Below are 20,890 nucleotides of genomic sequence, written 5' to 3'. Positions count from 1 at the left end.
GCGCCTGACCACGTCTAGCCTTGATCTGTGGCCGGTCAGGCGCGACGGGCAGTGCGGGGGCAGCGACAGGGACGGGTGGTCGTCGTCGGGGCGAGCATCGCCGGGCTGCTGGCTGCGCGGGCGCTGTCGGACCACGCCGAGTCGGTCGTGGTCCTCGAGCGCGAGCGGTTGCCCGAGTCGGTCGAGCCGCGCGGGAGAGTGCCGCAGGGCCGCCACATCCACCTGCTGCTCTCGGCGGGACTCGACCGGCTCCGCGACTGGTTCCCCGGCATCGAGGACGAGTGCCTGGGCCGCGGCGCCGTGCACATCGACGGCACCGGCGGTTTCGTGTTCCAGGGCGGCGCCTACCGGGCGCGCGGCGACTGGGGCAGGCCGGCGATCTCGCAGTCGCGCCCACTGCTCGAGTCGGTCGTGCGTGGCCGCGTTGCGACGCTGCCCAACGTGACCATCGAGGACGGCGTCACCGTCGAGGGTGTCGCCCTGTCCGGCCGTCGGGTCACCGGGGTCCTCGTCGACGGACAGGAACGACCGGCCGACCTCGTCGTCGACTGCTCCGGACGCAGCTCCCGCATCGCGCACGACCTCGCGAGCCGGGGCCTGCTCGACCCGCCCGTCACTCGGGTCGACATCGACATCGCCTACACCTCCTTCACGCTGCGCCGCTCCGCCGGTGACCTCGACGGGCAGTTCGTCTTCTGCAGCGACAACCCCGGCACCTTCCGGTTCGGAGCGGCGGTCCCCATCGAGGGCGAGCGCTGGCAGGTCACGGTGGGAGGCGTCCACGGCGACGTGCCGCCCCTGTCCTACGACGGCATCGCCGAGTTCGCGGCCACCCTCCCGACCCCGGCGGTTGGCCAGCTCATCGACCGGTGCGAGCGTGTCTCGGAGGTGACCACCTACCGGTTCCCCTCGAGCCAGCGCAGGCACTACGAGAAGGTGCGCGATCTGCTCCCGGGCCTCGTCGTGCTCGGTGACGCGTCGAGCAGCTTCGACCCGATCTACGGGCAGGGGATGTCGTCGTCGGCCCTGCAGGCCGAAACGCTCGGACAGCTGGTCGCGCGCACGGGCGTGTGGGACGCCGACCTGCCGAGACGATTCCACCGCAGGGCTGCCCGCATCATCGAGGCGCCGTGGCGGATCGCCGTCGGTGGCGACTTCGGCCATCCGGCCACTCGAGGTCCCAAGCCCGTCGGCACCGACCAGCTGAACGGCTACATCCGGCGCGTGGTCCTCGCCGCGCACGCCTCGCTCCCGGTGGCGGTCGCGTTCAACGACGTGCTCCAGCTGGCCCGCCCGCCCGCGTCCTTGTTCCACCCGTTCGTGGTCGCGAGGGTCCTCCGTGCGGCGGGTCGGTCACCGGTGGTGACGGGTGCCCCGGTGCTCCACCCCCGGGTCGGGCCCGTGGTCACCGACTGAGCAGGACGGCATACGTCGTCTGGGCCGCCAGGGGGACGGGGCTCGTCGTGGCGGCGCGTCTTTGGTTGGGTGGACGCATGAGGACCGACCACTTCATCCGATTCGAGCGCGTCGACTCCGTCGAGCGGACCGAGCGAGGCCTGCTCGCCCGCCTCCACGGCGAGCAGCTGCGCGTCGAGGCCGTGCGCCCCGACGTCGTGCGCCTCCAGCTGAGCCGCGGTGGCGTCTTCGACGAGAAGCCGACGTATGCCGTGTGCGTCGACCCCTTCGGCGCCGACGGTGGCGCGGCGGTCGACTGGACCGCTGAGGAGTCGGACGGGTCGTGGCGGCTGACGACCGACGAGCTCGTGGTGACGCTGTGGCTCGACCCGTTCCGGGTCGACGTGCACCGCACGGACGGCTCCGCCGTCATCGAGTCGGCGCCCGACGCCGAGGGCCGCTACTGGACCTATGCGACGCTCAACGACGCGTGGACGACGCGGCGCCGGATCGGGCGCGACGACGCGATCTACGGCCTCGGCGAGAAGGGTGGCCGGCACAACCGCCGCGGCCGCGACTTCACGATGTGGAACACCGACGTGCTCAACGAGCACGCGACGGCCGAGTTCCGGGCCGGGCTCGACGCGGACGACCCGCGGGCCGACATGACGAGCACCGAGTTCGACCCGTACTACGTGACCGTGCCGTTCTTCCACCAGCGCTCGGCCGAGTCGGGCACGGCCGTCGGCTCGTTCGTCGACAACGGCTACCGCGGCGAGTACGAGTTCAGCCGCGACGACGAGTACCGCATCACCTTCCACGGTGGCCAGTGGACCGAGTACGTCTTCGCCGGACCGTCGATGGCCTCGATCCTCGAGCGCTACACCTGGCTGACCGGCCGCGCGTCGCTGCCGCCGATCTGGTCGCTCGGCTACCACCACTGCCGCTGGCACGCCTACAAGCAGCAGGACATCGAGGTCATCGCGAAGCGCTACCGCGACGACGAGTTCCCCTGCGACGCAATCTGGCTCGACATCGACTACATGGACGGCTACCGCGTCTTCACCTGGGACTCGGAGCGCTACCCCGACCCGGCGGGCATGCTCAAGGGCCTGGCCAACCAGGGCTATCGGGCCATCACGATCGTCGACCCGGGTGTCAAGCACGATCCCGGCTACGAGGTGTACGACGACGGCCTCGAGAAGGACGTCTTCTGCCGCACCGAGGGAGGCGACACGTACGTCGGGCAGGTGTGGCCGGGCAACACCGTCTTCCCCGACTTCGTGACGCCCGAGGCGCGCGCGTGGTGGGGCGACCTCAACGCTCGTCACGTCGAGTCGGGCCTCGCCGGCATCTGGAACGACATGAACGAGCCGGCGACGGGTGAGATCCCAGCGGAGGCGATGCTCTTCGACAAGGGCCGGGCCAAGCACGAGCGCTACCACAACCAGTACGCGCTGCTCATGGCCATGGGCACCATCGAGGGCCTTCGCGCTGCGCAGCCCGACGCGCGCACGTTCATCCTGTCGCGGGCCGGCTTCGCGGGCATCCAGCGGTACGCCGCGAACTGGATGGGCGACAACCAGGCCCGCTGGGACCACCTCTGGGTGAGCATGCCGATGGCGTGCGGATTCGGCCTGTCGGGCCAGCCGTTCGTCGGCGCCGACATCGGCGGCTTCCAGGGCGACACCAACCCCGAGCTGTTCCTGCGCTGGATGCAGATGGGGGCCCTGACTCCCTTCTGCCGCAACCACTCCGAGACCAACAACGTCGACCAGTACCCGTGGTCGTTCGGCGAGGAGATCCACGGGCTGGCCCGCGACGCCGTGCGGCTGCGCTACCGGCTGATCCCCTACATCTACTCGGCGTTCGTCCGGTCGACGGAGACGGGCGAGCCGGTGCAGCGACCGCTCGTGCTCGACCACCAGCACGATCCCGAGGTCGTCGACCTCGACGACCAGTACCTCTTCGGCCGCGACCTGCTCGTCGCCCCGGTCACGGAGCAGGGGATGACCTCGCGCACGGTCTACCTGCCCGAGGGCGGCTGGTACGACTGGCACACCGGCGAGCTGCACGAGGGCGGCCGGCGGATCACCGTCGACACCCCGCGCGAGCGCATCCCGCTCTTCGCCCGGGCGGGCGCGGCGATCCCGATGTGGGCGGAGGCGCCCGCGTCGACGCACGACCACCACCCCGAGGTCGTCGAGCTGCACGTCTTCGACCCGGTGGCAGACGGCCGCTGGGAGTCGGTGCTCGTCGAGGACGACGGGCTCACCGTCGTCGACGGCGAGCCGCAGCGGCTGACGACGACGGTCGTCGTCAGCCGGGCCGGCGGCGACGTGCGGGTCGAGCACGACACCGAGGGGCCAGGGTATGCCGGCCACGCCCGCACCCGCTTCGACGTCGTGCGCCACTCGGCCTGACGGCATACGGCCTGAGGCGAACGGCCTGAGGCGAACGGCCTGAGGCGAACGGCCCCGGGGGTCTCCCGCTCAGCTCGAGCGGGAGACCATCGTGGTGCCGCCGATGAAGCACGTCGTGAGGTCCAGGCACTCGGCCTTGCTGTGCCACTCGGGTGGATACGTGCCGTCGTCGGTCCACGACCCGTTGCTGTTCCAGGCGATCGGCCAGTCGTCGTTGCTGTAGCCGTGGCTCGCCAGGCAGTGGGTCGCGGTGACGCAGCTGAGCGAGCCGAGACGGAACGCGTCGGGGTGGGCCGGCTGGAACGTCCAGGCCGAGCCGTTCCAGCGGCCGACGACTCCCGAGTCGAGCACGGCCAGGCACGAGGTGGGTGCGCCGCAGGAGAGCAGCAGCGCCTCGTCGTCGGGGATCGTCGTGGGCAGCCGCCGCACCGGGGTCAGGGCGGTGCCGGAGTACTGCCGGTACGTGCTGTTGGACGACAGCAGCATGCACGGGCCGCCGGGTGCGCAGGACAGCTGGGGTCCGCGACCCCACTGGTCGGTGATGGTCGCGATGGGGGCCCACCACCCCACGCCGTTGAACCGGGACAGTCGTCCCTGCTGGTCGATCGCCAGGCACAGGTACGGGCTCGCGCACGCGAGGTCCACCGCTTCGAGAGGCATGGCCTTCGCCGCGCCCCACGCACCGCCGGACCACACGCGGTAGGACCGGCTGGCCCCCGCGACGGCGATGCAAAAGGTGGTGCCCGAGCACTCCACGCTTGCCGGCTGGGTGAAGAGCTTGCCGGACCGGGCCCACGACGAGCCGTTCCAGCTCACCAGCCAGCCGTTGTGGTCGAAGAACGAGCATGCCGTGGTCGTGCGGCAACCGACCCGGCCGACGCCTCCGGTCGTCTCCACCGAGGTGCCGAGGAGCGCCCAGCGGGTGCTCGGGGTCCAGCGGTAGAAGCGGCCACGGTCGTCCGTCGCGAAGCAGATGCCGGTCGCGCGTGGGCACGAGACCGCCCGCAGCTCGCCGATGCCGGCGCTCAGCCTGGTGCGCTCCAGCAGGGTGGTGCTGTTCCAGCGGGTGACGTTGCCCTGGTTCTTCGACATGCACAGGGTCGGGGAGCCGCACGAGAGCTGCTGCGCGTAGTCGTCGACGCCGGTGCTGGTGGGCAGGCTCTGGAACGACCACGTCGTGCCGGTCACGGTGACGCGGATGCGGTCGCCCAAGGCCAGGCAGCTGCTGGCGGAGCACGAGATCGTGCTGGGGTTGCCCGCCTGGTAGTCGGCGAAGTAGGCGGTGCTCCAGCCGGCCGAGGTCAGCGTGCCGCGCCAGTTGCTGTAGGTGGCGTTGCCGGTGGCGACTGCGAAGCACCGAGCCGCCGCCTGGCAGGCGACGTCGTTCCAGGTGACGCCCCGCAGCGGGCCGATGCGGGCTGCGGCCCTCCACGTCGTGCCGGTGCGCGTCGTGAAGAGGCCGTCGGGGCGGATCGCGATGCAGTAGGTCGTCGTCGGGCAGTCGAGGGAGCTCCACCCGGTGAGAGGGGAGCCGGTCGGACGCCACGTGCCGCCGCTCAGCTCGATGACGTTGCCGTTGCGCAGTGCCAGGCAGCGTCCGGCCGCGGGGCAGGTCAGCGACCCGATGACCCCTTCGTAGATCGAGGACGGGTCCTGGGCGGGGCTGAAGGCCTGCACGGGCTTGGACCACGTCGCCCCGGACATCACCTGGAAGGCGCCGGTGTTGTGCACCGACACGCACCACGTGCTCGTGGCGCACGCCATCGCCCCGGGCCAGCCGACGAACGGGCTCGCGGTGGTCGCCGTCCACGTGCGGTGGGTCGTGGCCTGGGCGCTGCGCGTCTGGCTCTTGTGCCCCGACGTGTCCTCGGCGTGCGCGGTGTAGGTGTAGACGAGGCCCGGGACGAGGCCCGTGTCGGTGGCCGTCGTGCCGGCGCCCCGGTAGACCTCTCGGGACACGTTGTCCGGACCCGTGCGGGTGACGACGACTGAGGCGACGATGGGGTCGGTGGGGGCGTTCCACGTGATCGTGGCGCTCGTGGCACCGGCCATGTTCGCGGCGAGGCGCGCGACCGGCGGGACCGTGGTGGCGGTGATGATCGACTCCGGGGCCAGGAACCCGCCGGCGCCGTCACCGGCCCAGATCGTGTAGCGGTACCGGGTGAAGGGCGCGAGGCCGCTGTCGGTCGTCTTGAACAGGGGCCCGTCGTAGACGAGGGCGCCGGTGGTCGGGGTCGGCGTGCCGGTGCCGTCGTCGCGGCGGATCGTGAAGTTCTTCATCGGGTTGCCGCCGCAGCACCATGTCAGCGCGACGGACGTCCCGCCGGGCTCGGCCGTGAAGGTGATGACGGACGGGTCGACGGCGGCGGCGTCGGGCGCGCCCACCGCTGCTGGGGGCGCCGCTGCCGGCTGCGCCACCGCTACTGGTCGCGCGGCCGCCGCGGCGCTGTCGGACGGACCCAGCGCGACGAGCGGCGCGGCCGCGAGGGCGGCGGCGACGGCCGCCGTGACGAAGGACGTGAAGCGGCGATGGGGGTGCTGCGTGGCCACGACTTCCCCTGTCGTATGCGGCCCGGCGCTGTGCCGGACGCCGAGATCGTAGCGCTCGGCACCCCCACGAAGGGGACCTACGAGGTCATATCGGGCGTCGGGAACCGAGCACTCGATTGGAACTTCCCGTCGAGTGCTCAGTTCCTGACGGCATACGCCATCCGGGCCCGCCGACGCCAGCTCAGGTGGAGCGGGACACCGTCGTGCCGCCGGCGACGAAACAGGTTGCGACCGTGGGGCACTCGGGTGCGTAGGGGACGTAGTCGGGCGAGTAGGTGCCGTCCGGTGCCCCCGACCAGACGCCGGCGTTCCACGTGACGGGTGCCGAGTCGTTGCTGTAGCCGTGGGTGCCGATGCAGTGGTCAGCCGTCAGGCACGAGAGGGACCCGAGCCGGTAGGCGTTCCAGTCGGCAGGGTGCGCCGTCCACGTGCTCCCGTTCCACTGTGCCCAGTCGCCCGAGTCGGCGAGCGCCAGGCAGGACGATGGCGCGCCGCACGAGAGGAGTGCGCCAGTTGCAGGGAAGGTCTGCGGGAGTCGCTGGGTCGCTGTCAGGCTCGTGCCGACGTACCGCCGGTAGAGACCGGCGGACGAGGTGATCATGCACGTCCCGGCCGGCGCGCACGAGACGCGCGGCCCGATGCCCCAGCTGTCGGAGATGGCAGCCACCGGCGCGTACCAGCCGGGGCCGGCGAAGCGGGAGACGCGCCCCTGCGTGTCGGCGGCCAGGCACAGGGTCGGGCTGGCACACGAGACGTCGGTCGCCGAGAGCGGCATCGCCTTGAGCGCGCCCCAGGAGCCGTTGGTCCAGACGCGGTAGGCGCGGCTCGTGCCGTCGACCGCGATGCAGAACGACGGACCGGCGCACTCGACGACGGCCGACTGGGTGAAGAGCTTGCCGCTGCGCGTCCAGGTGGTGCCGTTCCACGAGACCAGCCAGCCGTTCTCGTCGACGAAGAAGCAGGCGGTGGTGGAGAGGCAGCCGACGCGGTTGACGCCACCGGTCGTCTGCACTGAGGTTCCCAGCAGCGCCCAGTGCGTCGTCGGACTCCACCGGTAGAAGCGGCCGCGGTCGTCGATGGTGAAGCAGACACCGGCGTTGCGCGGGCACGACACCGCGGCGATCCGGCCGATGCCGGCACTGAGCCGGCTGCGCTCGAGCAGGGTAGTCGTCGACCAGCGGGTCACGTTGCCGCCGCCCCGTGAGACGCACAGGCCGGCCGAGCCGCACGAGATCTCGCTCGACGAGTCCGTGAGGTCCGGTCTCGCGGGCAGCCGCTGCCCCGACCAGCTCGAGCCGGAGACCGTGAACCGCGTCTCGTCACCGAGCACGAGGCAGGCCGTCGCCGCACACGAGATGGCGTTGACGATGCCGTAGTCGGCGGCGCTGCCGAGGTAGCCGGTGACCCAGCCCGACGTCGTCAGCGTGGCCCGCCAGTTGCTGTAGGTCGTGTTGCCGGACGCGATCGCGAAGCAGCGCCCGGCCGACTGGCACGAGACGCCCTTCCAGACGACTCCCGTCAGCGTGCCGATGCGCTTCAGGGCGCTCCAGGTCGTGCCGTTGCGTGCCGCCCACCAGCCATCGCTGCGGATCGCGACGCAGTAGGTCGTCGTCGGGCAGGCGAGCGAGCTCCAGGCGGACGGGGGAGCCCCGGTGGACCGCCAGGCACCGCCGACGTACTCGAGGACGAGGCTGCCGCGGATGGCGAAGCAGCGGCCGGGGGAGGGGCAGGTCAGCGACGCGACGAGTGGTGAGTAGATCGGCTGGGGGTTCGCCTTGAAGGCGGCCTTGGGCGCCGACCACGTCGTGCCGGACATCACCTGGAACGTGCCGGTGTTGTTCACCGACAGGCACCACGTGGACGTCGCGCAGGCCAGCGCACCCGGCCAGCCGGCATACGGGCTGACGGTCGACGTCGTCCACGTGCGCTTCGTCGTGAGACGCGCAGGCGTGCTCGCCGGTCCCTGACGGCCGGCGGCGTCCGACGCGACCGCGGTGTACGTGTACTCGACACCGGGCATGACACCCGTGTCGGTGACCGTCGTCCCCAGGCCGGAGTAGACGACGCGGGCCATCCCCTGCGGGTCCGCACGCGTGACGGTGACCGCCGCGACGCCGGGGTCGCGTGGAGAGGCCCAGCTGACCGTCGCCGCAGTGGCGCCCGCCGCCCCGGCGCTGAGGCTCGCGACGCGCTGGATGCTGGTGGTGACGGTGCCGGACACCGGGTCGAGGTAGCCGCCGGCACCGTCGTCGGCCCAGATCGTGTAGCGGTACGTCGTCCACGGCTCGACGGTCGTGTCGACCATCCGGAACGCGGTGCCCTCGTAGACGAGGGTGCCCGCGGTCGGGCTCGGGTCGCCCGTCCCGTCGTCCCGGCGGACCGTGTACGTCCTCGGTGGCGTGACGCTGCAGCACCACGCCAAGGTCACAGACGTCGAAGTGACGGACCCGTTGAGCTCCTTGACCGACGGGCCGGTGGCGGCAGCCGCGCTCAGGCTCGTGGTGCTGGAGGTGGCGTTGGTCTGTGCCGCGTGGGCGGGTGCCGCGGACGGGCCCAGCCCGATCACGGGCGCGGCGGTCAGGGCGACGGCGAGCGCGCCCGTGACGAGTGACATCAAGCGGCGATGACGGTGCGGCGTGGCCACGACTCCCCTGTCGTATGCGGGCCGGCGCCGTGCCGGCCGCGGCGATCGTAGCGCTCGCCCCACCAGCGTCGGGGGTATATGACGGGCGGCGCTCTCTTGCGGGCGGCGGTCGGTCCGGAGAAGGGTGGCACTCGTGGCGAGTCACGATGCAGATCACGATGCAGATCACGATGAAGATCACGGCGACGATCACGAGGCCGGGCAGGCAGACGAGCAGGGCGGCGGTGGCGGCGAGAGCCTGCTGACCGTCATCATCGCGCTCGTCGCGAACGCGCTCATCGCGCTCGCGAAGTCGGTGGTCGCGGTCATCACGGGGTCGGCGTCGATGGTCGCCGAGGCGGCGCACTCGTGGGCCGACGCCGGCAACGAGGTCTTCCTCATCCTCGCCGAGCGCAAGGCGGCCCAGCCGCGCGACGCGCGGCACCCGTTCGGCTACGGGCGCGAGGCGTACGTCTGGTCGATGTTCGCGGCCTTCGGTCTCTTCGGCGCCGGCGCGGTCGTGTCGGTGTGGCACGGCATCTCGGTGCTCGGCCACGAGGAGGAGGAGACGTCGTACACGTGGGCGTATGCCGTGCTGGCCATCGCCTTCGTGCTCGAGAGCGTCTCGTTCGTCCAGGCCACGCGACAGACCCGGGCCGAGGCGAAGCGGCGCGGGCTACGGCCGCTGAAGTTCATCGCCAACACGTCGAACCCGACCCTGCGGGCCGTCTTCGCCGAGGACGCCGCGGCGCTCGTCGGCCTGCTCATCGCGGGGCTCGGCATCTTCCTGCACCAGGTGACCGGCCAGGCCGTGTGGGACGCCGTCGGCTCGATCCTCGTCGGCCTGCTGCTCGGTGTCGTCGCCATCTTCCTCATCCGTCGCAACCGCGACTTCCTCGTCGGCGAGGCGGTGAGCGCCGAGGTGTGGCGCCGCGCGCTGGACGAGCTGAACGAGAGCCCCGAGGTCGAGCGGGTGACGTTCCTGCACCTCGAGTTCGTCGGCCCCGGCAAGGTGTTCCTCGTCGCGGCGGTCGACCTCGTCGGTGACGAGACGGAGGCCAAGGTCGCCGACCGGCTGACCGCGCTCGGGCACGCCATCGAGGAGCACCAGGTCGTCGCGCGTGCGGTGATCACCCTGTCGAGCCCGGACGCGTTGACCATCGATCCGGACTCCATCGGGACGTCGGCCACCGGGACGCCCGCCGGCGCCATGAGCAGCGACGGCCGCGCCTCCTGAGGCCTGCACGCCCCAGGCTGTGAGGTCTTCCGTCCGTCGTCGACCCTAGATAGAGTACGACTATGCCTCCTCGGATGACGATGGCAACGCGGTTGATCCTCGAGGTCCTGATGAGCGACCTGGGTGCCGAGTGGTACGGCTCCCAGATCGGGACCGCGGCGGGCCTGCCGGGCGGCACGGTCTACCCGATCCTCGCCCGCCTCGAGCGCGTCGGCTGGTTGGAGTCACGGTGGGAGGACATCGATCCCAGCAGGGAGGGGCGACCGGCGCGTCGGTACTACCGACTCACCGAGTCCGGCGCGGCCGAAGCCGGCCGGGCCCGTGCGGCTGCGCACCGGCCGCGCACCCCGTTCGCACCGGTCCCGAAGGAGGGCCTGTCGTGAGGAAGAAGCAGACGAGAGCATCGGTCCGGTTCGCGGTCTCGGCGATGGAGCGCGCGACCGAGGGGGTCCCATCGGAGATGCGCAACCGCTACCACGACGAGCTGGTGGCGGAGATGCACGAGCTCGGCCGGGTGGCCGCGTGGCGCCACGCCCTCGGTGTCGCCATGTCGTCGTCATCCATGCACGCCGCGCTGACGGACGGCGGCCCGGCGCCGGAGCCGCAGCCCCGCCATCCGGTGACGTGTCGGATGAACCTGCACCACGTGTGGGTCACGCGGCACACGAGCGACGGCAAGCTCTACCGGGCGTGCAGCCGATGCGGCAAGGAGTACGTCAACACCGGCACGGCATGGCTGATCGGCGGCTGACGACCCGTCAGATCGCGCACCCTCCTGAGCGAATGCTCAGAGCCGTTGAATCCATCGCTCACCAACGCGCATTTTCGCTCATTTCTGTGCAACAGTTCGATCGTGCGCTACCAGCGGCAACGCGCCATCGCCGACGAGGTGCGAGACGGTGCGGTCTCCGTCCAGGACCTCGTTCTGCGACTGGGCGTCTCGTCGGCCACGATCCGCCGCGACCTCGCCGAGCTCGCCGACGCGGGCGTCGTGCGCCGCGTCCACGGCGGTGCGGCGCCGGCACTGCCGGTCGAGATCGACCAGCCCTACGAGAAGGCCGCCGACGACGCAGCCTCGGAGAAGCAGCGCATCGCCCGCCGTGCGGCCGAGCTCGTGCGCGACGGCGACACCGTGCTGCTCGACATCGGCACGACCACCGGCGCCCTCGCCCGTGAGCTGAGGGGCCGCAACATCACGGTCATCACGCCGAGCCTCGCCGTCCTCGACGAGCTGCGCCACGACCCCGTCGTCGACCTCGTCATCCTCGGCGGCGCCCTCCGACGGGCCTACCACTCGCTCGTCGGCCCGCTCACCGAGGACGCCCTGCGCCACGTGAGCGCCTCGCTCGTCTTCCTCGGCACGAGCGGCGTCGACTCCGATGGCTGGATCCTCGACACGACGTCGGTCGAGGTGCCGACCAAGCGGCGCCTCGTCGAGAGCGGTGGGCGCGTCGTGCTGCTCGCCGACCACACGAAGTTTCCCGGCAAGGGCTCGATCCGCGTCTTCGGCTTCGAGTCCGTGTCGGTGCTCATCACGACCTCGCTCGCAGACCCGCGCACCCTCGGCCGCGCCCGAGACACCGGGACGGAGGTCCTGCTCGCCCCTTGACCGCCGGTGCCGGCAGGCCGGCTCACCGGCCTCGCGACCGCGACGACCACCGCTCGCCACAGACATCCCCAGCACGTCCATCGGAGAAGGAGCCACACCATGGAAGTCCGTTCCGCCACCCACGGCACGCCGAGGCAGGCACACACCCGCCCGCTCCGACGCACCGTCATCGCCGGCCTCGCCGCGTCCGTCGCCCTCGTCGGGGCCGCGTGCGACCGCGGCTCGTCGACCGGCGCCAACCCGACGCAGAACGCCGGGGCCAAGGACGTCACGCTGACGATCACCTCCAACGCCATCGCGGGCGGCAAGAACGCCGAGGAGGCCGACTGGTACGCCAAGTACGTCATCCCGAAGTTCACCGAGCAGCAGAAGGCCAAGGGCGTCACGGTCAAGGTCACCTTCCAGCCGTCGGGTGTCGACGACGAGCAGTACAAGACGAAGGTCGCGCTCGACCTCAAGAGCCGGGCCGGCGCCGACGTCATGGCGCTCGACGGCATCTGGGTCGGCGAGTTCGCGCAGGCCGGCTACCTCAAGCCGCTCACCGACGTCGCCGGGTCGGGCGTGACGTCGTGGGAGGGCTGGTCGCAGATCCCCAAGGCCGTGCAGGCGAACGCGTCGTTCGAGGACAAGGCGTACGGCATACCTGCGGGGACCGACGGGCGCGTCCTCTACTTCAACAAGAAGCTCTTCGCGCAGGCCGGGCTGCCGGCGAACTGGCAGCCGAAGTCGTGGCAGGAGATCCTCGACGCCGGCACGAAGCTCAAGTCGATCTCGGGCGTCGAGCCGATCCAGATCAACGCCGGCACCGCCATGGGTGAGGCGACGACGATGCAGGGCGTGCTGCCGCTGCTCGTCGGCACCGGCTCCGAGATCTACGCCGACAACAAGTGGCAGGGAGACACCAAGGCCGTACGCGACGTGCTGACCTTCTACAAGCAGCTCGTCGACCAGGGGCTGACCAGCAAGAACTTCCAGCAGGCCGCCAAGGGCCGTGACCAGTCGTTCGCCGCGTTCGCCGCGGGCAAGGTCGGCGTCCTCCTCGAGGGCGACTACTTCTGGCGGTCGGTCGTCAACCCCGACCAGGGAGCCAACCCGATGACCTCGCGCGACACCGACGTGGGCTGGGCCTTCATCCCCGCACGTGAGCCCGGCGCGGGCGTCGGCGGCACGGACTTCGTGTCGATGTCGGGCGGTGGCGGCTACTTCCTCAACCCGAACACGAAGTACCCGCAGCAGGCCTGGGAGCTGCTCCAGTTCCTCGGGTCGGCCGACGCCATCAACGCGCTGCTCGCCGGCTCGGCACGCATCACGGCGCGCCAGGACGTCAACGAGAAGGTGCTCGCCAAGGACCCGATGCTGACGTTCGTCTCGCAGAAGGTGCTGCCGCTGACGCACTACCGGCCCGGTCTCGCCGTCTACCCGCAGGTCTCGCAGGCGCTGCAGCAGGCGACGGCCGACATCGTGTCGGGCAAGAGCGTCGAGGAGGCCGCGAAGGCGTACTCGGCAGCGGTCGTCAAGGCCGTCGGGGGTGCCGACAAGGTGGCGACGTCCTGATGGTCCCTGTGGCAGTCATCGGGCACCCGCCCCTTCAGGGGGAGGCGGGTGCCCGATGACCGCCACCGCGGACCGGAAGGTCCGCAGCAACCGCGAGGCGGGAGCCCGCGCCGGCGGCCCGGTCGACTCGATCGACGCGGCCGGCCTCGGCCGGGCGCGCGCCGCGGGCCTCGTCGCGCCGGCGCTCGTCCTCGTGCTCGCGTTCCTCGTGGTGCCGGCCGCGTGGACGGTCTACCTCGGCGTCACCGACTACCGCCTCACCGGCATCCAGGCGGCGAACCCCGAGTTCGTCGGCCTCGACAACTTCACGGCCGCGCTCGCCGACCCCGACTTCCGCAACTCGCTGTGGCTGACCCTGCTCTTCGTGCTCGGATCGGCGATCGTCGGGCAGACCGTCGCCGGGTTCGCGCTCGCGTGGACGCTGCGCACGGTGCCCAAGCTCGTGCGGTCGGTGGTCGAGACGCTGGTGCTGCTGGCGTGGATCCTGCCGAGCTCGATCGTCGCGTTCCTCTGGGTCGCCTACCTCTCCGGTGACGGCGGCACGCTCAACGCGCTGCTCCAGACCAGTGGCACCGAGTGGCTGCTCGAGCACCCGATGGCCTCGATCATCGTCTTCAACACGTGGCGCGGCACCGCGTTCTCGATGCTGCTCTTCTCGGCGGCGCTCGGGGCGGTGCCGCCGTCGCAGCTCGAGTCGGCGCGGCTCGCGGGTGCCGGCGCGTTCGCCCAGCTGCGCGACGTCGTGCTGCCGCACATCCGCGGGCACGTGCTCACCAACACGCTGCTCATCAGCCTCTGGACATTCAACGACTTCTCGCCCTACCTGCTGACGGCCGGCGGCCCGAACCACGCGAGCGAGACGCTGCCGGTCTTCATCTACAACAAGGCCCTCTACGGCGGCCAGCTCGGCTACGGCTCGGCCATCTCGTTCATCATGCTCCTCATCAACCTCGTCATCGCGCTCTTCTACGTGCGCCTGCTCCGGGAGCGGCGGTGAGGTCCCGATGAGAACCCGGTCGGTCGTCGGTCGCCTCGCGCTCGTCGCGTTCCTCGCGGCGGTGCTCGCGTTCTGGGCGCTGCCGATGCTGTGGCTCGTCACGGCGCCCTTCGACTCGCAGCCGGGTCTCGACGTCAGCTGGCCCGACTGGACGCTCGCGAACTTCCAGAAGCTCTCGGAGAACCCGTACGCGTTCTCCTCCCTCCAGAACTCCGTCTACCTGGCGGCGGGCACGATGCTCGGCGTGACCGTGCTGGCGGCGCTGGCGGCCTACTCCCTCTCGCGGGTGCGCATCCCGGGACGCAACGGCATCCTCTACGGGCTGCTGCTGCTCAGCTCGATCGTCACGGGCACGGCCGCGATGGTGCCGATCTTCCAGCTGATGTTCCAGCTCAACCTCATCGACGACCGCTCCGGCGTGATCCTCGTGCTGACGGGCGGCCTCCTGCCGGCAGCGATCTTCATCCTCAAGGACTTCATGGACGCGACCCCGAAGTCCTACGAGGAGAGCGCGCGCGTCTTCGGTGCGAGCCCGACCCAGGTACTGCGCCACGTCGTGCTCCCGATCGTGCGACCGGGGCTCGCGACGATCGCCGTCTGGGCGCTGGTCAACGTGTGGAGCGACTTCCTCACGGCCTACATCCTCCTGCGCGACCCGGCCAAGATCCCGGCGGGCGTCGTCATGTACACGTTCTACTCCGAGGGTGGGCAGGCGAATCTGCCTCTCATCTCGGCGTTCTCGCTCGTCTACGCGCTGCCGGTGGTGGCGCTCTACCTGTTCGTCAACCGACGCTACGGGTTCCGGTTCCACGGAGGCATCAAGAGCTGATGGCCAGCATTCGCATCGACGGCCTCACCAAGGTCTACCCGGGTGACGTCACCGCCATCGACGGTCTGGACGTGACGGTCGAGGACGGCTCGTTCTTCGCGCTGCTCGGCCCCTCGGGCTGCGGCAAGACGACGCTGCTGCGCACCATCGCGGGGCTCGAGGAGGCCTCGGGCGGCTCCATCTCGATCGGCGACCGCGACGTCACGCGGCTGGCGCCCGGTGACCGCAACGTCGCGATGGTCTTCCAGGACTACGCGCTCTTCCCGCACATGACGGTGACCGACAACATCGCCTACCCCTTGCGCATCAGGAAGGTCGGCCGCAGCGAGCGGGCGGCGAAGGCGGCCGAGACGGGCGAGGGTCTCGGGCTGTCGGCGCTCATGGCGCGCCGGCCGGGTGAGCTGTCGGGTGGGCAGCAGCAGCGCGTGGCGCTCGCGCGGGCGATGGCCTGCCAGCCGGACGTGTTCCTGCTCGACGAGCCGCTGTCGAACCTCGACGCGCGCCTGCGGCTCGAGGCGCGCACCTTCCTCAAGCGGCTGCAGAAGGACCTCGGGGTCACCACCGTCTTCGTCACGCACGACCAGAGCGAGGCGCTCGCGATGGCCGACCAGATCGCCGTCATGGAGGCGGGACGCATCCGCCAGCTCGGCACCCCGTCGGAGATCTTCCGTCGGCCGGCCAACACGTTCGTCGCGAACTTCATCGGCTCGACGCCGATGAACATGCTGCCGGGCAAGCTCGTCGGCGGCGTGCTGCAGGTCGGCGCCCTGGAGGGGGTCGACGCCGTCGCGGCGGGGTGGGCCGGCCGCGAGGCGCCCGACGGCGAGGTGACGGTGGCGTTCCGGCCGGAGTACGCGCGTGTCGACGGGAAGGGGCCGCTCGTCTTCGAGGGGACCGTCGAGACGACCGAGAGCCTGGGGGCGAGCGTGCTGGTGACGGCACGCACCGACGACGGCCAGCGGGTGCAGGTCGTCGTGCCGGAAGGGGAGGAGCCCGAGGTCGGGGCGGTCGTGGGGGTCGCCCCGGCCTCCGGGCGGGTCCTCGTCTACGACGCGGAGGGGGAGCTGCTGTCGCCGAGCAGTCCGGTGCCATGACGTCCGCGACGCTGCTGCGGGTCAGTCGCACGTGGCTGCCCGAGGACCGGGCGGACTCGCAGATCCGCTCCATCGCCTTCGACGTGCCCGGGTCAGGGGCGGGCGCGATCGAGGTCGAGATGACGTATGCCGCCGAGCCGGGTGCCGTGCTCGACCTCGGTCTCGAGGGGCCGGGGGGATACGTCGGGTGGTCGGGTGGGGCACGCAGCCGTGTCGTCGTCTCACAGGGGTGGGCGACGCCGGGCTACGTGCCCCAGCCGGTCGAGCCGGGGATGTGGTGCGTGCTCATCGGGCTGCACCGGGTGCCGGCGGCGGGCGCGAAGATGGAGCTGACGGTGCGCGAGGTGGGGGCGGCTGTCGTCGAGCAGCACCGGCTGGCGGAGCCGGAGGACGCGCGGGCCAGTGGTGATCGCCCGGCTCGGCGGCGGGACCTGCCGTCGGCCGACGGGATGCAGTGGCTCGCAGGCGACTTCCACTCCCACACGGTGCACTCCGACGGGTCGCTGTCGGTGGGCGGGCTTGCGGCTTTGGCGGTCTCGCGCGGTCTGGACTTCCTCGCGGTCACCGACCACAACACGACCAGCCACCACGCCGAGCTGCCTGCCGTCGGCCGCCGGCACGGGATCACGCTCGTGCCGGGGCAGGAGGTCACGCGCGACGTCGGGCACGCCAACGTCTTCGGCGACGTCGGTCTCGTCGACTTCCGGTCACCGCCCGAGACGTGGGCGGGGCAGGCCGAGAGCCGCGGCGGGCTGCTGTCGATCAACCACCCCCTCGCCGCGGACTGCGCCTGGCTGCTGCCCGTGGACCGTCCGAAGGTGGCGGAGGTGTGGCACTCGTCGTGGGCCCTCGTCCCGACGTGGGGAGCGCCGCTCGCCTGGTGGCTCCAGACGCCCGGCACGACTCCGGTCGGGGGCAGCGACTTCCACCTGCACGGCAGCGACGGCCTGCCCGGATCACCCACGACCTGGGTGCTGGCCGAGGGTGACGACGTGCTCGGGGCTGTCAGCGCCGGCCGGACGGCGGTCAGTGCCGGCGTCGACGGGCCGCTGCTGCTGCGGGAGGGTGACGGCGTGGTGGCGATCGGTGCCGAGGGGCTGATCCTCACCGGCTTCGGCCAGCGCCGTCAGGTCCTCCTCGACGACCGCGTACGCGTGGCGGGCTGGGAGGGCCCCTGCTGGCTCGAGGACGCCGACAGAAAAGTCCACGCCCTCACCGCCTGACCCTCGCCCCCCCAAGCCAATCGAAAGAACACTCCGTCCCCACCCCCAGTCGAGTGCCCACTTCCCGACATGGATCGTCGTCGGAAACTGCGCACTCGACCTTCCGGAGTGCCCCACCCCCGTCGAGTGCTCACTTCCTGACGTGGATCGTCGTCGGAAACTGCGCACTCGACCTTCTGGAGTGCCCCGCCCGCCCCCAGTCGAGTGCTTAGTTCCTGACGTGGACGACCGTCGGGAACTGAGCACTCGACGTTCTGGAGTGCCCCACCCCAGTCGAGTGCTCAGTTCCTGACGTGGACGACCGTCGGGAACTGAGCACTCGAGTTTGGGGCGGTTCAGTGACGTTGGGTCAGCTTGGGAGGGGGACGCCGAGGTCTACCTTGACCGTGGCGATCTGCCACGGGCGCATCGGAATACGGAGGATTCCGTCCTCGACGTCGAGCTCGTCGCTGGGTCGGCCCAGGCCGTCGACTTGCGACGCCGACCGGACCGGTACGGCCGGTGAACCGAGCTCGGCCGCTGTGGGGTCGTCGCTCGAGTTGAGCAGGCGCACCTCGACGGCGGTGTCGTCGTCCTCGCGTCGCCGCAGCGAGACGAGCTGCACGCCGGGGCCACCGACGGTGAGCCCCTCGATCTGCCTCAGTGCCGTCTCGGCCGGGGCGGTGCCGGCGCTGACGATGACGGGGTGCAGGTAGGCCTCGGCTGCCTGGGCGAGACCGACGTCGGACCAGGAGCCGCGGTGCGGCATCACTGCGAGCGACATCGTGCACGAGCCGAGCACCTGCGCCTCGGGGGTCGGCAGCTGCGGGCCCGCCGGCTCGCTGCGGTACGGGTGCACGTTGCGGCTGAGGTAGCCGATGGAGCGCAGCAGGGTCACCGCGATCTCGGTGGAGGCTGAGTCCTGGCCCTCGACGACCTCGTACTCGACGGTGCGGCCGAGCAGGATGCCGGCGCCACTGGCGTCGACGAAGGTCTCGGCAGGGAAGGTGGGGAGCGGGTACTCGCCCACGGGCCCGGCCTCCGCGGTGCGGCCGCGGCGGACGACGGCGAGCTGGCCCTGGGCGTGCGAGTGGTCGGCCGCGACGGCGGTCGGCACGTGCAGCCGGAGGCGGTGGTCACGGGTGCGGTTCTGCCAGTCGAGTCGCAGCCGCACGAACGGCTCACCGGTGCGGAGCTCGACGTGCATCGACACCGGCGTCGACTCCGTGTCGGCAGACCGCCCCGCGAGGTCGCTGCTCAGCGGCAGGTCGTACCAGCGGTCGACGCGCAGCGCACCGGCGACCGGTCCCGCGCTGCCGATCGCGGCTACCCGGACGCAACTCGGGGCGTCGACGAGCACGTCATCCGCGAGCGGGGCGTAGTTGTAGGAGTCGCCGGCGTCGCCACCGTCGACGAGCCGTCCGACACCGCCTAGTGTGACGCCGTCCGAGCTGACCGTGAGCGATCCGTGCTCGTCGACCTCGACGCGCACGAGCCCGTTGTCCAGCACGCGGTCGTCGACCCGGACGGCCGCCTGGTCGCGGCCTTCGCCACCGTCGAGCCCGACGACGCGCGCGCTGGTCCAGCCCAGGGCTGGGACGGGCACCGAGGCCGCGAGGCGGCGCCGGGGCTCGTCCTGCGTGACGACCCGCCATTCGACGCCGGGCCTCGTCGTCTCCGCCGCCGCGCGCAGACGAGCCTCGGCCGCGATGGCGTCGAAGTCGGGGTCGCCGTGGTCGGCAAGATGGAACGTCAGCGCCCGCGCCGCCTCGTCGATCTCGATGTCACGCACCTGTAGCCCGAAGAGCTCCCGGTCGTGCACGCGGTGCATCAGCTTCGGCAGGTCCTCCGACCGCACCGTCTCGGTTGCGAGCTCGGCCACGGGCCGTGAGATCTCTTGCGCCGGAACGACACTCCCGTCCGGCAGCTCGAGGCCCACCCGCTCCAGTGACGCGGCCACCGGGATCGTGAGCTCGACGACGTCGTGACGGGCCGATGCGAGCGGGTTGGCGATGACGAGCGAGCCGATCGGAGCCGTCGAAGCGGCCACGGCCAGGGCGCGGTCGCGCACCGCCTGCGCCGCGTGCTCACCCTCCTGCAGTCGGGCGAGCACCTGCACCGCGGTCTCGTCGACGCCGCACCCGGTCACGGAGTCGTGACACGAGGAGTCGATGACGCGGCGCCAGGCCATCGACAGGTAGTGGCTGGGCAGGGTGGGCAGGTAGAGCGCGGCGAACGGCTCGGCGTACCTCGTGAGCAGTCGTTCGGTGCGGGCCATCGCCTCCTTGAGGTGCCAGCGGACCGACAGCACGCCGGGGAGGATGTTGGACCGCGCGTGGCTGCGCAGCTCGCCGTCGATGGTGCGCAGCTCACCTTCCGCCGTACGCGGGTCGGCGAGGTACTCGGTGAGGGTCGCGACCCTGATGCGCGGACCGTCCGGGTCGGCGGCGAGATCGGCGACCTCGGCCATGAGCGAGGGCAGGGGGGCGGCGTGGTCGGTGCCGTACATCGCGAGGAAGTCGCCGGCATACCAGTGGGTCTGGGTTCCGAGGCGGGCGGCGAGGCGCTCGCGGGCGGCGCCACCGCCGAAGACGTCGGCGACGTTGCCGTAGCTGTTGGCGAGGAACTCGGTGCGGATGCCGGTGCCGTCGGGGGAGCGCCACCAGAACTCGTGGCGGTCGACCTCGGCGGGGACGCCGCGGTAGACGACGGCCTGCTCGATGCCGGCGTGGCGCAGGATCTGGGGCATCTGGGCGCAGTGGCCGAACATGTCGGGCAGGTAGCCGATCGGCATGACCTCCCCGAGCCGGTCGGCGTCGGCCCAGCCCAGCTCGAGGTTGCGGATCATCGTCTCGCCGGAGCAGAGGAACTCGTCCATGAGGACGCGCCACGGCCCGATGGCGAGCTGGCCGTTGGCGACGAGCCCCCGCACGGCGTCGGTCTGCTCGGGTCGCACCTCGAGGTAGTCGTCGATGGCGGCCATCTGGCCGTCCATGGTGAAGCGGAAGTCAGGCTCCCGTGCGGCGCGTTCGACGACGTCGTCCATGAGGTCGACGAGCCGGAGGCGGAAGCGCTGGAAGGGCTCGTACCACTCGCGGTCCCAGTGCGTATGCGGGACGAGCCACACCGTCGAGGTCATGGCTCACGATCCTGCCAGCAGGTCAGTGGCCCTGCGCGGTGTGAAGAGCCGCTCGGTCGACTGCGGCGTGGCGCGTGCACGCAGGCCACTGACCCCGCCGGTTGTGGGCGGGGTGCGGGGCGGGGTCATCTCGTGTGCCAGGTGACCCCGGTCGCGGTGACGGTCGCGGTGAGGTCGTGCTGGTGGACGTGGGTGTGGTGGTGGGGGCAGAGCAGGGCCCCGTTGGTCAGGTCGGTCC

The 20,890-nt window shown here is 71.4% G+C and carries 14 protein-coding genes; 11 read left to right on the top strand and 3 right to left on the bottom strand.

What is annotated here, in order from left to right:
• Positions 1-27: 27 nt before the first annotated feature.
• Both ACYVNR_RS19025 and ACYVNR_RS19020 read left to right on the top strand, forming a co-directional pair.
• Entirely contained in the window at positions 28-1,416 is a 1,389-nt protein-coding gene (locus ACYVNR_RS19025) for an FAD-dependent oxidoreductase (protein WP_461050203.1), read from the top strand.
• A gap of 77 nt (positions 1,417-1,493) precedes the next feature.
• The gene (locus ACYVNR_RS19020; protein WP_045189272.1) at positions 1,494-3,818 is read left to right on the top strand and encodes a glycoside hydrolase family 31 protein; all 2,325 of its coding nucleotides are present in this window, start codon (positions 1,494-1,496) and stop codon (positions 3,816-3,818) included.
• A 69-nt stretch (positions 3,819-3,887) separates the two neighbouring features.
• On the opposite strand, the gene ACYVNR_RS19015 is transcribed toward ACYVNR_RS19020, so the two are convergent.
• Both ACYVNR_RS19015 and ACYVNR_RS19010 read right to left on the bottom strand, forming a co-directional pair.
• Positions 3,888-6,368: a hypothetical protein gene (locus ACYVNR_RS19015; RefSeq protein ID WP_461050200.1), complete on the bottom strand. Its 2,481-nt coding sequence runs from the start codon at positions 6,366-6,368 to the stop codon at positions 3,888-3,890.
• A gap of 181 nt (positions 6,369-6,549) precedes the next feature.
• Positions 6,550-8,982: a hypothetical protein gene (locus ACYVNR_RS19010; RefSeq protein WP_461050198.1), complete on the bottom strand. Its 2,433-nt coding sequence runs from the start codon at positions 8,980-8,982 to the stop codon at positions 6,550-6,552.
• A gap of 163 nt (positions 8,983-9,145) precedes the next feature.
• Here ACYVNR_RS19010 and ACYVNR_RS19005 point away from each other — a divergent pair, with 163 nt between their 5' ends.
• The 9 genes from ACYVNR_RS19005 (at position 9,146) to ACYVNR_RS18965 (ending at position 17,534) form a co-directional block, all read left to right on the top strand.
• Entirely contained in the window at positions 9,146-10,228 is a 1,083-nt protein-coding gene (locus ACYVNR_RS19005; protein ID WP_461050196.1) for a cation diffusion facilitator family transporter, read from the top strand.
• A gap of 62 nt (positions 10,229-10,290) precedes the next feature.
• Entirely contained in the window at positions 10,291-10,611 is a 321-nt protein-coding gene (locus ACYVNR_RS19000; protein ID WP_461050193.1) for a PadR family transcriptional regulator, read from the top strand.
• Positions 10,608-10,979, top strand: coding sequence for a hypothetical protein (locus ACYVNR_RS18995; protein ID WP_461050191.1), 372 nt, complete (start codon positions 10,608-10,610; stop codon positions 10,977-10,979). Before ACYVNR_RS19000 ends, ACYVNR_RS18995 begins: the two co-directional genes overlap by 4 nt.
• Before the next feature lie 102 nt (positions 10,980-11,081).
• Positions 11,082-11,837, top strand: coding sequence for a DeoR/GlpR family DNA-binding transcription regulator (locus ACYVNR_RS18990; RefSeq protein ID WP_458799166.1), 756 nt, complete (start codon positions 11,082-11,084; stop codon positions 11,835-11,837).
• 99 nt (positions 11,838-11,936) lie between these two features.
• Positions 11,937-13,391, top strand: coding sequence for an extracellular solute-binding protein (locus ACYVNR_RS18985; RefSeq protein WP_461050189.1), 1,455 nt, complete (start codon positions 11,937-11,939; stop codon positions 13,389-13,391).
• Positions 13,392-13,446: 55 nt separating this feature from the next.
• Entirely contained in the window at positions 13,447-14,388 is a 942-nt protein-coding gene (locus ACYVNR_RS18980) for a carbohydrate ABC transporter permease (protein WP_461050187.1), read from the top strand.
• Between the two features lie 7 nt (positions 14,389-14,395).
• Positions 14,396-15,217: an ABC transporter permease subunit gene (locus ACYVNR_RS18975; RefSeq protein ID WP_461050184.1), complete on the top strand. Its 822-nt coding sequence runs from the start codon at positions 14,396-14,398 to the stop codon at positions 15,215-15,217.
• Positions 15,217-16,311: an ABC transporter ATP-binding protein gene (locus ACYVNR_RS18970; protein WP_461050182.1), complete on the top strand. Its 1,095-nt coding sequence runs from the start codon at positions 15,217-15,219 to the stop codon at positions 16,309-16,311. The genes ACYVNR_RS18975 and ACYVNR_RS18970 overlap by 1 nt, the downstream gene beginning before the upstream one ends.
• The gene (locus tag ACYVNR_RS18965) at positions 16,308-17,534 is read left to right on the top strand and encodes a CehA/McbA family metallohydrolase (RefSeq protein ID WP_461050180.1); all 1,227 of its coding nucleotides are present in this window, start codon (positions 16,308-16,310) and stop codon (positions 17,532-17,534) included. The genes ACYVNR_RS18970 and ACYVNR_RS18965 overlap by 4 nt, the downstream gene beginning before the upstream one ends.
• A gap of 349 nt (positions 17,535-17,883) precedes the next feature.
• On the opposite strand, the gene ACYVNR_RS18960 is transcribed toward ACYVNR_RS18965, so the two are convergent.
• Entirely contained in the window at positions 17,884-20,652 is a 2,769-nt protein-coding gene (locus ACYVNR_RS18960; RefSeq protein WP_461050178.1) for a glycoside hydrolase family 38 N-terminal domain-containing protein, read from the bottom strand.
• Positions 20,653-20,890: the final 238 nt, after the last annotated feature.

This window comes from Terrabacter koreensis (genome assembly GCF_054783315.1).
Note: the sequence above shows the minus strand (reverse complement) of the source record. Positions and strands in the feature narration are given on the sequence as shown.

Bases quoted from the DNA above. Each gene is read 5' to 3' on its own strand.
- ACYVNR_RS18985 (WP_461050189.1), top strand. From the start codon at position 11,937: ATGGAAGTCCGTTCCGCCACCCACGGCACGCCGAGGCAGGCACACACC.
- ACYVNR_RS18965 (WP_461050180.1), top strand. From the start codon at position 16,308: ATGACGTCCGCGACGCTGCTGCGGGTCAGTCGCACGTGGCTGCCCGAG.
- ACYVNR_RS18970 (WP_461050182.1), top strand. From the start codon at position 15,217: ATGGCCAGCATTCGCATCGACGGCCTCACCAAGGTCTACCCGGGTGAC.
- ACYVNR_RS19010 (WP_461050198.1), bottom strand. From the start codon at position 8,982: ATGTCACTCGTCACGGGCGCGCTCGCCGTCGCCCTGACCGCCGCGCCC.
- ACYVNR_RS19000 (WP_461050193.1), top strand. From the start codon at position 10,291: ATGCCTCCTCGGATGACGATGGCAACGCGGTTGATCCTCGAGGTCCTG.
- ACYVNR_RS19020 (WP_045189272.1), top strand. From the start codon at position 1,494: ATGAGGACCGACCACTTCATCCGATTCGAGCGCGTCGACTCCGTCGAG.
- ACYVNR_RS18960 (WP_461050178.1), bottom strand. From the start codon at position 20,652: ATGACCTCGACGGTGTGGCTCGTCCCGCATACGCACTGGGACCGCGAG.
- ACYVNR_RS18975 (WP_461050184.1), top strand. From the start codon at position 14,396: ATGAGAACCCGGTCGGTCGTCGGTCGCCTCGCGCTCGTCGCGTTCCTC.
- ACYVNR_RS18980 (WP_461050187.1), top strand. From the start codon at position 13,447: ATGACCGCCACCGCGGACCGGAAGGTCCGCAGCAACCGCGAGGCGGGA.